General features: G+C 59.7%; 10 protein-coding genes (1 of these 10 cut by a window edge). 3 read left to right on the top strand and 7 right to left on the bottom strand.

Annotated features, from left to right (window positions below; all coding sequences use genetic code 11):
- Positions 1–465, top strand: the 3' end of a protein-coding gene (locus ACR9ZQ_RS28005; RefSeq protein WP_310384759.1) for a M23 family metallopeptidase. The gene continues 1,479 nt to the left of window position 1, outside the view; the window shows 465 of its 1,944 coding nt (coding positions 1,480–1,944); its start codon lies off the left edge, out of view; it ends in the stop codon at positions 463–465.
- A gap of 69 nt (positions 466–534) precedes the next feature.
- Here the strand turns inward: ACR9ZQ_RS28005 and clpB are convergent, their stop codons facing one another.
- From clpB to ACR9ZQ_RS27970, 7 genes are all read right to left on the bottom strand, one after another.
- The gene (clpB, locus tag ACR9ZQ_RS28000; protein ID WP_481429112.1) at positions 535–3,138 is read right to left on the bottom strand and encodes an ATP-dependent chaperone ClpB; all 2,604 of its coding nucleotides are present in this window, start codon (positions 3,136–3,138) and stop codon (positions 535–537) included.
- Positions 3,139–3,409: 271 nt separating this feature from the next.
- A complete protein-coding gene (locus ACR9ZQ_RS27995; protein ID WP_481429111.1) occupies positions 3,410–3,733 on the bottom strand; it encodes a hypothetical protein in 324 nt (107 codons plus the stop codon).
- Positions 3,734–3,925: 192 nt separating this feature from the next.
- Positions 3,926–4,633, bottom strand: a complete 708-nt coding sequence (locus ACR9ZQ_RS27990; protein ID WP_310384768.1) for a DUF4167 domain-containing protein — start codon at positions 4,631–4,633, stop codon at positions 3,926–3,928.
- 344 nt (positions 4,634–4,977) lie between these two features.
- Complete coding sequence (gene prmC / locus ACR9ZQ_RS27985) at positions 4,978–5,847, bottom strand: peptide chain release factor N(5)-glutamine methyltransferase (RefSeq protein WP_481429110.1); 870 nt, start codon at positions 5,845–5,847, stop codon at positions 4,978–4,980.
- Positions 5,844–6,923 (bottom strand): peptide chain release factor 1, encoded by a 1,080-nt coding sequence (gene prfA, locus ACR9ZQ_RS27980; protein WP_481429109.1) that lies wholly within the window; start codon positions 6,921–6,923, stop codon positions 5,844–5,846. Before prfA ends, prmC begins: the two co-directional genes overlap by 4 nt.
- 28 nt (positions 6,924–6,951) lie before the next feature.
- Positions 6,952–9,219 (bottom strand): phosphoenolpyruvate--protein phosphotransferase, encoded by a 2,268-nt coding sequence (gene ptsP, locus ACR9ZQ_RS27975; protein WP_113319661.1) that lies wholly within the window; start codon positions 9,217–9,219, stop codon positions 6,952–6,954.
- Positions 9,220–9,309: 90 nt separating this feature from the next.
- On the bottom strand, positions 9,310–10,584 hold the full coding sequence (locus ACR9ZQ_RS27970) for an aspartate kinase (protein WP_481429108.1): 1,275 nt from the start codon (positions 10,582–10,584) through the stop codon (positions 9,310–9,312).
- A 408-nt stretch (positions 10,585–10,992) separates the two neighbouring features.
- On the opposite strand from ACR9ZQ_RS27970, the gene ACR9ZQ_RS27965 reads away from it, so the two are divergent.
- Positions 10,993–11,493: a BA14K family protein gene (locus ACR9ZQ_RS27965; protein ID WP_310384776.1), complete on the top strand. Its 501-nt coding sequence runs from the start codon at positions 10,993–10,995 to the stop codon at positions 11,491–11,493.
- Positions 11,494–11,662: 169 nt separating this feature from the next.
- Positions 11,663–12,409 carry a bifunctional 2-polyprenyl-6-hydroxyphenol methylase/3-demethylubiquinol 3-O-methyltransferase UbiG gene (gene ubiG, locus ACR9ZQ_RS27960; RefSeq protein WP_481429107.1) on the top strand — a complete coding sequence of 249 codons (747 nt, stop codon included), beginning with the start codon at positions 11,663–11,665 and terminating at the stop codon, positions 12,407–12,409.
- Positions 12,410–12,429 lie beyond the last annotated feature (20 nt).

Here is a 12,429-nt window from a genome sequence, read left to right as displayed (position 1 = left end):
GGCTTCGGCATGCGCCGCCACCCGATCCTCGGCTTCGCGCGCATGCATACTGGCGTCGACTGGGCGGCCCCCCGCGGCACGGCGATCATTGCTGCTGGCAACGGTACGGTTGAAAAGGCAGGCTGGGATTCCGGCGGCTACGGCAACCAGACCATCGTCCGCCACGCCAATGGCTATGAATCTTCCTATAACCACCAGAGCGCCATCGCCAAAGGCATCGTGCCGGGCGCCAAGGTGCGACAGGGCCAGGTCATCGGCTGGGTGGGCACCACGGGTGAATCCACCGGCCCGCACCTGCACTACGAATTGATCGTCAACGGCACCAAAGTCGACCCGTTGCGCATCCGCCTGCCGGGCGGCAAGTCGCTTCAGGGTGATGCGCTCGCCAAATTCGAGGACGAGCGTAAGCGCATCGACACGCTGCTGAACAACCAGCCCGCCACGGATCAGGTCGCGAGCAAATAATTCTCCCCTTCTGCAGAAACAAAAATGGCGGCCCGAGGGCCGCCATTTTCAATTCTCGTCCACGCAGCCTTACGCCGCTTCGTTGACCGACTGCTTCGACCGGAACAGCAACCGGTCCGAGCCGCTGGTGATCGTCACCGTCGATCCGTCCGGTACCTGACCTGAGAGGATCTGCTCGGCGAGCGGATCCTGGACGAACTTCTGGATCACCCTCTTCAGCGGACGAGCGCCGTAGACTGGATCGTATCCCTTATTCGCCAGCCAATTGCGGGCATCCTCGTCGAGATCGAGTGTGATCTTGCGCTCGGACAGCAGCGAGATCAGCCGCTTAAGCTGGATATCGACGATCGCGCCCATCTCCTCACGCTTCAGGCGGTGGAAGAGGATGATCTCATCGATACGGTTCAGGAACTCCGGCCGGAAATGACCGCGAACGACATCCATCACCTGCTCCCGAACGGTCTCGCTGTCCTCACCTTCACGCGACTGCGTCAGGTATTCGGCACCGAGGTTCGAAGTCATGATGATCATCGTGTTGCGGAAGTCGACCGTCCGGCCCTGACCATCGGTCAGGCGACCATCGTCCAGCACCTGCAGCAGGATGTTGAAGACATCAGGATGCGCCTTCTCGATCTCGTCAAACAAAACGACCTGATAGGGCCGGCGACGGACAGCTTCCGTCAACGCACCACCTTCATCATAGCCGACATAGCCGGGAGGGGCACCGATCAGCCGGGCCACGGAGTGCTTCTCCATGTACTCGGACATATCCATGCGCACCATCGCCGTCTCGTCGTCGAAGAGGAAACGCGCGAGCGCCTTGGTGAGCTCCGTCTTGCCGACGCCGGTCGGACCGAGGAAGATGAACGAGCCGATCGGCCGGTTCGGATCCTGAAGGCCTGCGCGGGCACGGCGCACGGCGCGGGATACGGCCTGAACCGCGTCGCCCTGGCCGATCACCGACTTCGCCAGCTCATCTTCCATCCGGAGCAGCTTGTCGCGTTCGCCCTCCAGCATCTTGTCAACGGGAATGCCAGTCCAGCGGGAAACGACATGGGCGATATTGTCAGGGATCACGACCTCCTGCACCATCGCGTTGCGGCTGTTGTCTTCCTTGCTTTCAGCCTCGATCAGCTGCTTTTCGAGATCGGGGATCACGCCATAGGCGAGCTCGCCGGCGCGCTGGAATTCACCCTTGCGCTGGGCGATTGCCAGTTCGTTGCGGGCATCGTCGAGCTGCTTCTTAAGGTCAGCGGCAAGGCCGAGCTTCTGCTTTTCCGCCTGCCAGCGGGCCGTCAGCGCGTCGGCTTCTTCCTCAAGAGAAGCGAGCTCCCCTTCCAACCGCTTCAGCCGGTCAGCGGAGGCAACATCGGTTTCCTTCTTCAGCGCCTCGCGCTCAATCTTCAGCTGGATGATGCGACGGTCGAGCTCGTCGAGTTCTTCAGGCTTGGAATCCACCTGCATGCGCAGGCGGGCAGCCGCCTCGTCCATCAAATCGATCGCCTTGTCCGGCAGGAATCGGTCGGTGATGTAGCGGTTCGAAAGCGTTGCAGCAGCAACCAGCGCGGCATCGGCGATGCGCACCTTGTGATGCTGCTCATATTTTTCCTTCAGGCCGCGCAGGATCGAAATCGTATCCTCGACCGTCGGCTCTTCGACCATGACCGGCTGGAAGCGGCGGGCAAGGGCCGGATCCTTCTCGACATGTTTGCGGTATTCATCGAGCGTCGTTGCGCCAACGCAATGCAGCTCGCCACGGGCAAGAGCAGGCTTCAGCAGGTTGGAGGCGTCCATCGCCCCGTCCGCCTTGCCAGCACCAACAAGCGTGTGCATTTCGTCGATGAAGAGGATGATCTCGCCGTTCTCCGACTGAACCTCGTTCAGCACAGCCTTCAGGCGCTCTTCGAATTCGCCGCGGAACTTCGCACCGGCAATTAGGGCACCCATGTCGAGCGCCATCAGCTTTTTGTCCTTCAAGCTTTCCGGCACGTCGCCATTGACAATGCGCAGCGCAAGGCCTTCGACGATCGCCGTCTTACCGACGCCCGGCTCACCGATCAGGACGGGATTGTTCTTAGTGCGACGCGAGAGAACCTGGATCGTGCGGCGAATTTCGTCGTCGCGGCCGATAACCGGGTCAAGTTTACCCTCGCGGGCATCGCTCGTCAGGTCGCGGGCATATTTCTTCAGGCTGTCGAAACCTTGCTCAGCACTCGCCGTATCGGCGGTGCGGCCCTTGCGGATTTCGTTGATGACCTGGTTGAGTGCCTGTGCGGTCACACCGGCATTCTTCAGCGACTGATAGGTCGAAGCAGAGGTTTCGATCGCCAGTGCCTGCAGCAGACGCTCAACCGTCACGAAGCTGTCGCCGGCTTTCTTCGCGGCCTCTTCGGCAGTGGAGAAGACCTTGGCGAGCGGCTGGGCGAGATAGATGTTGCCGTTACCGCCGGAAACTTTCGGCAGTTTGGCAAGTGCGGCATCATTGGCGAGCCGCGCGGCCTTCGCATCGCCGCCGGCGCGCTCGATCAGCGAAGCGGCCATGCCCTGATCGTCATCGAGCAGGACTTTGAGCACATGTTCTGCGGTGAATTGCTGGTGCCCCTGCGCAAGCGCATAGGTCTGGGCGGACTGAACGAAACCGCGCACCCGCTCGGAGTATTTTTCGATATTCATATGTTACCTCCATGAATCGCCCTGCCCTTCATAAGGCACAGACCGATGATTGAGATTGAGCTCCCTCAAAAGGCAAGCCCTGTTTGCCGCCATTGGGATTTGCGGCAAACAATCTGGGCAGGATATGGTGGAGAATCCCAATAGTTTAAAGGGGTAGGGCAAGGGAAAAACCAGCAATTCAAAGCGGCCTCCCCTGCAGCCATATCTTCGTTACTCCCCGTCGGTTTCTCCAGAAAGAGCAGCCGATGACGTCTTTCAGTGTTCCGTGCCGTCATCCAATTTGATGTTCCATCGAATGGCCCGGCGGCAGCTCCCGAAACGCCATGAGAATACCAATGAAATAGAGAAGGATGAAAAGAGCCTGTCCGAGCAGCCAGATATTTTTCACTTTGGAGATTGGCGAATAGTAGAAGCTCGGCCAGATGGCATCGTGGACGAAATAGCCGGCATAACCGACACCGAAAACGCCGAGCACCACGACAGCCTGGACGGCCTTCCGCTCGATCTCATTGTCGAAAACTTGCTGTGCTGCCTTCTCCGCGCCATGGGCGGAGGCTGCGACCAGCAGCATGCACAGGAACACAAGATACTTCATGATGGCGTTCCTCCGGTCCCGACAGGTGTCCTGGAGTGAATGCCTCGAAGGCTGAATGTGGAAGTACGTTACTGTAAATTCGCGTGTAAACACGCCCTCGCAATAGTCGCAGCAACCAAAAGCAGCAGGCGCCCCGCAAAAGAAAAGGCCGCCCGGAAGGGCGACCTTTCAAATTCTACGATTGAAGCAAGCTTATTCGGAAGCAGCTTCAGCGAGAACAGGGGCTTCCGCGGAAGCGCCTTCTTCACCGGCGGCCTCACCTTCAGCACCGCGACGCGGACGGCGCGGGCGGCTGCCGGCATTGCGACGGCGGGGCTGGCGCTCGCGCTGCGGTGCAGCAGAGCCTTCGTCTTCCATCGCGACTTCGGCGGGAATACCGTCGATTTCCGGCTGCGGGCCACTTCCGTCAATCGCTTCCGCCTGCTGCACCGGCGCCGCTACCGGAGCGGCCGGCTGCTGTTCGCGCTGATGCTGCTGATGAGGCGGCTGAACGATGACGACGTCGTCATTGTCACCCGCGTCCATTTCGTCGCCGTCACGGTCCGCGTTGTCACGATCATTGTAATCCTGGCGGTCGTCACGCTGGAAGCGTTCCTGCATCTGCGCCTGAGCGGCGGCAATGATGCGGTTATAGTGTTCGGCGTGCTGCAGGTAATTCTCAGCTATGACGCGGTCGCCGGAGCTCTGGGCGTCACGGGCGAGTTGCGCATATTTTTCAGCTATGTGCTGGGCAGTGCCGCGGATTTTCACATCTGGGCCGGAGCTATCGTAGGTCCGGGTCAGCGGGTTCCCACCCTTACGGTTGAAATTATTATTGTTGTTATTTCCACCGCCGCCATTGTTATTGTTGTTGTTATTGCCACGCCCTCGACCGCGCTTGTTCTGCTGTCCTGGCCTCATCGATCGTTCACCTGAATTCTCTGTTTGTGATTGGATACATGGCACCAACCGCCAAGACCGGTCCATCCGGATCAGGGCCTTCGTGCCGCAAGCATAGTGCGCCTTCGCGCCGACCTGCCGCTTGTCTTCAAGTCAGTTTGACTGATTCACGCATTGGGTCGTGTTCAACCTTTGAAACTCTCGTTTAAAAGAGCAGACCCCGAGGCTGAGCAAGTACCGAACGAATCTCGTCCATTCCTATGCGCCCAACGCGTGAGGGCAACCTATATTGCTTCCTCGGGAAATCCAAGCCTTTTCTTCGCAATAGCAATAATGTCCAGTTGGATGCTGCAATTTGTCGCCGGTCATGCCAGCGAGAACACGAGCACTCTGTCATTCTGGCCATAATCTTTCACGGATTTGACGCACTTGAAGCCTTCCGCTTCAAAGATCGCCGTCACATCGCTTCGTTGATCATAGCCAATTTCCAGTCCGACGATTCCATTTGGCCGTACGAACCTTCCCGCATCCTTTGCTATGGCTTTGTAGGCGTCAAGCCCATCCAAGCCGCCGTCCAGAGCTGCAGCCGGATCAAATTTCGTCACTTCGGGAGCGAGATCGTGAATGACATTGGAAGCAATATAGGGCGGATTTGAGACAATCGCATGAAACGTCCCGTGGATGTTCTCAAACCAGGTCGATCGAATCGTCGTGAATCGGTCCTGCAATCCATTTCTTTCTGCGTTTGATCTTGCCGTCTCAAGTGCATCGGTCGAAATGTCGCTGCCGATGCCTGATGCTTCCGGATATTCATTGAGGAGCGCAAGGCAAATCGCTCCCGTCCCGGTTCCTATGTCGAGGATATGGATACTGCTTTCCGTCTTTGCAAGATCGCGCAGATAAGGAATGATCGTATCGACGAGGATTTCCGTATCGGGCCGCGGCTCCAATGTGCCGGCGGACAGCGAAAGCGGCAGGCCATAGAATTCCCGCTCGCCGAGAATGCGATGCACCGGCTCGTGCTTCAGCCGCCGTTCGATAGCGCGGCCGACACTGCCTGCCTGCTCCTCCGAAACCGGCTCGCGACCCGCCGTCAGCATCTCGGTCGGCGAAAGCTTCAGCAGTCCCGAAATCAGCAACCGCGCATCGGTCTGTGGATCGGCAATGCCGGCTTCCGTGAAGCGGCGCCGGGCCTCGGCAAGCATCTCGGAAACCGTCGGCCCGGATGCGGTCATTGCTGTTCGCCAAGCTGTGCGAGCTGACTCGCCTGGTAGTCGGCAAGCAGCGCATCCACCACTTCGTCGATCTCACCGATCATCATCCGGTCGAGTTTGTAGAGCGTCAGATTGATGCGATGATCGGTCACGCGCCCCTGTGGAAAATTGTAGGTGCGGATGCGCTCCGAGCGGTCGCCGGAACCGACCTGGCTTTTGCGGTCGGCCGAACGTTCGCTATCGGCCCTCTGCCGCTCGGCATCGTAGAGACGCGAGCGAAGCACCTGCATGGCCTTGGCGCGGTTTTGATGCTGCGATTTTTCCGAGCTGGTGACAACGATACCCGTAGGCAGGTGGGTGATACGCACCGCCGAGTCCGTTGTATTGACGTGCTGGCCGCCCGCCCCCGAGGAGCGCATCGTATCGATGCGAATATCTTCCGGCCGGATTTCGATATCGATCTCCTCCGCTTCGGGAAGAACGGCAACCGTCGCGGCCGAGGTGTGAATGCGCCCTCCTGCTTCCGTCTCCGGTACGCGCTGCACACGGTGCACGCCGGATTCGAATTTCAGCTTGGCAAAGACGCCCTTGCCGGTGATCGTCGCGATGATTTCCTTGTAGCCACCGGCTTCACCTTCGCTTGACGACAGCACTTCCACCTTCCATCCGTGCGTTGACGCATAGCGCTCATACATACGGAAAAGGTCGCCAGCGAAAAGGGCCGCCTCATTGCCGCCGGTGCCGGCGCGGATTTCCAGGATCGCGCTCTTTTCGTCGGCCGCATCCTTCGGCAGCAGCAGGATCTGGATTTCGTTCTCCAGCGCCTCGATCCGCTCTTTTACGTCGGGCAACTCGAGTTCGGCAAGCTCACGCATGTCGCGGTCGATGGACTTATCCTCGAGCAGCACCTCCAGATCGGCGAGCTCGCCGACGGCCTTCTGATAGGCGCGGATCTTGGTGACGACGGGCTGCAGTTCTGAATATTCAGACGCGAGCTTTACATAGACGTCGGCCGAAGGGCCGGCCGACATGCGCGCTTCGATCTCGCCGAAGCGGCGCTCAAGCTCGCGCATCTTTTCAATGGGAAGCTTCGCCACCCCTTACTCCAATTCTTCTTATATATGTCTAAAGGGGAATATTGTGGCTCTCGGCGAAGCGGGCAAGCACCTCGCGCATAGGCACGGTCGCATTCCGGTCATCGAGAGCCTCATTGACCGCCTTCGTCAGAGCCTCGGCATCAAGACCGAGCAACATCGCTTTGACAGGTCCGATCGAAGCCGGCGACATAGAGATGGAGCGGAACCCGACGCCAAGCAACGCCATGGCCGAAAGCGGCTTGCCCGCCAGTTCGCCGCAGAGCGTCAGCGGCGTCTTGTTGCGATCCGCACCACGCACGATATCGCGCAGGAGACGCAGGAACGGCCGTTCCAGCGGATCGAAGCGCTCGGAAACCCGTGCATTGCCGCGATCAACAGCCATGGCGAACTGGAAGAGATCGTTGGAACCGACGGAGACGAAATCGACCGCATCCATCAGCTCATCGAGCTGCCAGAGCAGCGCCGGTACTTCCAGCATCGCGCCAAATTGCAACTTGCGCGGCAGACCGTGGCCGAAACGCGAAAGATGCTGCACTTCCTTTTGCAGGAGTTCGCGCACCTGCCTGATTTCAGAAACCTCAGTCACCATCGGCACCATCAGCTTCAGCTCGGCGCCCGCCGCAGCCTTCAGCATGGCGCGCAGCTGCGTGCGCAACAATCCCGGCCGATCGAGCGACAGACGGATTGCCCGCCAGCCGAGCGCCGGGTTCTCTTCCTCGTGGCCGCGGAAATAGGGAACAACCTTGTCGCCGCCGATATCGAGCGTGCGGAAGGTCACGACACGGCCGCCCGCCTGCTTCAGTACATTGCGGTAGAACATTTCCTGCTCTTCCGCCTTCGGCATGGTCGAGGCGATCATGAATTGCAGCTCGGTGCGAAATAGGCCGATACCCTCTGCTCCAGATTCCGCCAGCTGCGGCAGATCGACCAACAGGCCGGCATTCATCAGAAGCTGGATGCGCTGCCCGTCCCGGGTGACCGGCTCGACGGAGCGCAGCGCCCGGAACTGCTCCTGCCGCCTGGCGCGGAAGCGGACCTTTTCTTCGTAGGAGCGCTGATGCTCCGGCATCGGCCGGATATGCACATGCCCTTCGTCGCCATCGATGATGACGGCGTCGCCGTTTTCGGCAAGCGCCACGACACCCGCCGCCTGGCCGATGACGGGAATGCCCATGGCCCGCGCGACAATCACCACATGGCTCGTCACCGCGCCTTCTTCCAGCACCAGCCCGCGCACATTGGCACGCGGATAATCGAGCAATTCGGCGGCACCCATGGCCCGCGCCAGAATGATGGCGTCGGTCGGGAAACCCTCGGCCGTCGTGCGGCCGGTATAACCCGTCAGCACACGCAGCAGCCGGTTCGCCAGATCCTCGAAATCGTGCATGCGTTCGCGCAAATAGGGATCGGTCAGGCGCATCATGCGCGCCTTGGTGTCGCTCTGGACCTTCTCGACCGCTGCTTCCGCCGTCAGGCCGTTGCGGATCGCCTCTTCCAGCTTGCGCACCCAGCCCTGGTCGTGAGCGAACATGCGATAGGTTTCGAGTACCTCGCGATGCTCCCCTTCCATCGACACGTCGCGACGCGACAGCATGTCGTCGATGGAAATCCGAAGCGAGCCCATGGCTTCCGCCAGCCGCCGGATTTCCTTCTCCGCATCTTCGTTGAGCAGATTGGTGACCACGATGCGCGGCTCGTGGAGCACGACGTAACCAAGGCCGATCCCATCATTATACGTATCGCCATCGACCGTGACCGAACGGGTAAGATCGAGTTCCAGGCCAGGCTTGGTGATCTTCTTCAGTTCGCCGGTCGCGATCATCTCGGCGAGAACCATCGCCGTCGTCTCGAGCGCTTCCAGCTCCTCGTCGCGATAATTGCGGCTCGCCTTGTTCTGCACGACGAGAACGCCGAGCGAGCGTCCCGTACGCAGGATCGGCACGCCGAGGAAGGAATGATAGATCTCTTCGCCCGTCTCCGGTAGGTAGCGGAATGCCGGATGCGACTGCGCGTCGGAAAGATTGAGCGGCTGGGCCGATGCGGCGATCGTGCCGACGAGGCCCTGTCCCATCTTCAGTTGCGAGAGGTGGACGGCTTCCTTGTTCAGACCTTCGGTAGCATAAAGCTCGAGAACGCCATCGGCGCGCAGCACGTAAACGGAGCAAACCTCCGCCACCATGTTGCTGGCGATCTGGCGCACGATTCGGTCGAGTCGCTCCTGCGGCTCCAGCGGTTCCGCCATCAATTCGCGCAGCCGCTTGAGCAGCACGCGCGGACCGCCGGAAAGGTCTCTCATTGCGTCTCAAGCTCCCCGAAACAAACGCTTTATGCGGCCAGAAAAACCGGCCGCATCTTCAACCTGAAGGGGCAGACCGCCCGCTGGGAATCAATTCTTATCCAGACCGTAGCAGGAATGCAAAGTTCTGACAGCGAGTTCTGCATAAGGACCATCGATCAGGATCGAAATCTTGATCTCTGAGGTTGTAATTGCCTTGATGTTGATGCCTTTTTCGGCAAGTGCCCGGAAGGCAGTCGCTGCAACGCCCGCATGACTGCGCATGCCGATGCCGATGACCGAGACCTTTACCAGACCCAATTCGCTCTGCGCAACGTCGTAGCCGATCTTGTCCTTGTTGTCGGAGAGAACCTTGATGGCCTTCTCCACATCACCCGAGGGCACGGTGAAGGTCATATCGGTCTTCGAACCGTCTTCGGAAATGTTCTGGACAATCATGTCGACATTGATGTGGCTCTCGGCAAGCGGCCCGAAGATCGCGGCGGAAACACCCGGCCGGTCGGCAAGACGGCGAAGTGAGATCTGAGCCTCATCCTTGGCATAGGCGATGCCGGTGACTACTTCCTGTTCCACGATTTCATCCTCGTCACAAATCAGCGTTCCGGGCGGGTTCAAGAGGTCGCCCATGCCCGGAGCATCGGGATCCTCGAAAGACGAACGCACGAAGGTGCGTACCTTGTGCACCATGGCAAGCTCGACCGAGCGCACCTGAAGAACCTTGGCGCCGAGCGACGCCATTTCCAGCATTTCTTCGAAAGCGATCTTCTTCAGGCGCCGTGCCTTGGGCTCGATGCGCGGGTCGGTCGTGTAGACACCGTCGACATCGGTATAGATGTCGCAACGATCGGCCTTCACGGCGGCCGCAATCGCCACTGCCGACGTGTCTGATCCGCCGCGTCCGAGCGTCGAGATACGGTTATCAGGACCGAGCCCCTGGAAGCCGGCGACGACAGCAACCTGCCCCTCGCCCATGCGCTTGATGATATCGGCGCCGTCGATTTCCATGATGCGCGCCGCGCCATGTGCGTTGTCGGTGCGGATCGGGATCTGCCAGCCCTGCCAGGAACGGGCATTGATGCCCATGCTCTGCAGCGCAATCACCAGAAGACCTGACGTGACCTGCTCGCCGGAAGCGACAATGGTGTCGTATTCGCGCGCATCGTAGAAGGGCGAGTTGGCGCCGATCACCTTCGGCGTATTCTGGACCCAACCGACCAGTTCGTTGGTCTTGCCGGACATGGCGGAAACGACGACCGCCACCTCATGGCCGGCATCGACTTCACGTTTCACATGGCGGGCAACGTTCTTGATGCGATCCAGATCAGCGACGGAGGTTCCGCCGAATTTCATAACGATGCGTGCCATAAGCCTCTACCACGACCCGCGCGCGATTGCCGGAAAACGGGATTTGCTTCCCCGGCACGCCACGCGCCATTCACAAACCGCCGGGAGACGCGTTGCCCTCCCGGACATCAGAAAACCCCAGCTGTCAAATGGCCGAAGAGCCCGGAAATACTGGTTTCTGGAACGCTTCTAAAGCCCCGCCAACCAAGGACGAAAGTTGGCGCGTCTCTTAGCGAGTTTGACAGGGAGTGGCAAGGGCGGGCAAAGGGTGAAGTGGAAGTGGCAGGATTTCGTCAGAAATGGTCCCTGCGACTGCTGCAAAGCGCCCTATCTACCATGTCGGTAACGCGAGGGCATGGAGGCGTTGAACTTAAAGGCGCCAAATGCGTTTAAACCGGAATAGATGTGTCAAGAAAGCTGGTGAGTAGAATGAGAAGATTAGCGATAATTGCACTGTCGATAGCGACCGCATTCTCCGGAATTCCTGCCTGGGCAGGGCCGGCCTACACGGCAAACCCGATTCAGTCGGCAGCGCAACCCCAAACCGCCGGCGACCAAGCCGAGCTTCTTCAGGTGGGCTGCAACAACTTCACGAAATGCCCTCGTTATAACCAAGGTTGGGGCCGCAATTACCGCTATTCGGACCGTTATCGCTACGACCGCGGGTGGGACAGGGACCGCCGCTATTACGGCGACCGCTATAATGGGGACCGCTACTACCGCGACCGCTACTATCGCCGCCATGACAATACTGGCGCCATTATCGGTGGCCTGGCCGCCGGCGCGATCATCGGTGGCATCATAGCCTCGCAGCCGCGCGTGAGTGCGGGCAGTTCGCATGCCGAATACTGCTACAGCCGTTATCGCTCGTACCGCGCATACGATAACACATACCAGCCCACGTACGGCCCGCGCCGTCAGTGCCGCTAAATCGGCATCATCTTGGATCCGAAACCCCGCGAAGACGCGGGGTTTTTATTGCCTTCAGACTTACTCTATTTCTTTCCGGTCCTTGCCAAGCCCCCCGGTGCGACCTGAGCGCCCTTGACTTATCGCCTCGATCGTCCGACTTCACTGAAAGGACATGAAGGAGCGGCAGATGAACGAAGCGGCAAAGACCACCATCGACCAGAGCGAAGTCGATCGCTTTTCCGCCATGGCAGCCGAGTGGTGGAGCCCGACGGGCAAGTTCAAGCCGCTGCACAAGTTCAATCCTGTTCGCCTGGCCTATATCCGCGACAAGGCAGCAGAGAATTTTTCGCGCGGTCCGAAGAGTGCCAAGCCGCTTGAGGGCCTGCGCGTGCTCGATATCGGCTGCGGCGGCGGCCTCTTGTCGGAGCCGGTCGCCCGTATGGGCGCTGAAGTAGTCGGCGCCGATCCCTCGGAAAAGAACATCGGCATCGCCTCAACCCACGCCAAGGCATCGGGTGTTGCGGTCGACTATCGCGCCGTCACCGCCGAGCAGCTTGCCGAGGCAGGCGAGACCTTCGATATCGTGCTCAACATGGAAGTGGTGGAGCATGTGGCCGATGTCGAGCTTTTCATGAATACCTGCGCCAGCATGGTCAGGCCGGGCGGCCTGATGTTCGTCGCCACGATCAACCGCACCATGAAGGCGGCAGCACTTGCCATTTTCGCTGCCGAAAATGTCCTGCGTTGGCTGCCGCGCGGCACGCATCAGTATGAGAAGCTGGTACGCCCGGAAGAACTGGAAAAGCCGCTTGCCGCAAGCGGTCTCGAGATTGTCGACCGCACGGGCGTCTTCTTCAATCCGCTGGCAAACCAGTGGAACCTGTCGAAGGACATGGATGTGAATTACATGCTGCTGGCAAAACGACCGGCCTGATCGCGCCGCAGGGCCGCCCG

The sequence above is a fragment of the Rhizobium sp. KNZ14-9A genome (assembly GCF_056755015.1).
This window is presented reverse-complemented; position numbering and strand designations above follow the sequence as displayed.

What these genes read in the sequence shown, in the direction of transcription:
- ubiG (WP_481429107.1), top strand. Translation starts at nt 11,663, where the DNA reads ATGAACGAAGCGGCAAAGACCACCATCGACCAGAGCGAAGTCGATCGC.
- ACR9ZQ_RS27970 (WP_481429108.1), bottom strand. Translation starts at nt 10,584, where the DNA reads ATGGCACGCATCGTTATGAAATTCGGCGGAACCTCCGTCGCTGATCTG.
- ACR9ZQ_RS27995 (WP_481429111.1), bottom strand. Translation starts at nt 3,733, where the DNA reads ATGAAGTATCTTGTGTTCCTGTGCATGCTGCTGGTCGCAGCCTCCGCC.
- prmC (WP_481429110.1), bottom strand. Translation starts at nt 5,847, where the DNA reads ATGACCGCATCCGGGCCGACGGTTTCCGAGATGCTTGCCGAGGCCCGG.
- ACR9ZQ_RS27965 (WP_310384776.1), top strand. Translation starts at nt 10,993, where the DNA reads ATGAGAAGATTAGCGATAATTGCACTGTCGATAGCGACCGCATTCTCC.
- ptsP (WP_113319661.1), bottom strand. Translation starts at nt 9,219, where the DNA reads ATGAGAGACCTTTCCGGCGGTCCGCGCGTGCTGCTCAAGCGGCTGCGC.
- ACR9ZQ_RS27990 (WP_310384768.1), bottom strand. Translation starts at nt 4,633, where the DNA reads ATGAGGCCAGGACAGCAGAACAAGCGCGGTCGAGGGCGTGGCAATAAC.
- clpB (WP_481429112.1), bottom strand. Translation starts at nt 3,138, where the DNA reads ATGAATATCGAAAAATACTCCGAGCGGGTGCGCGGTTTCGTTCAGTCC.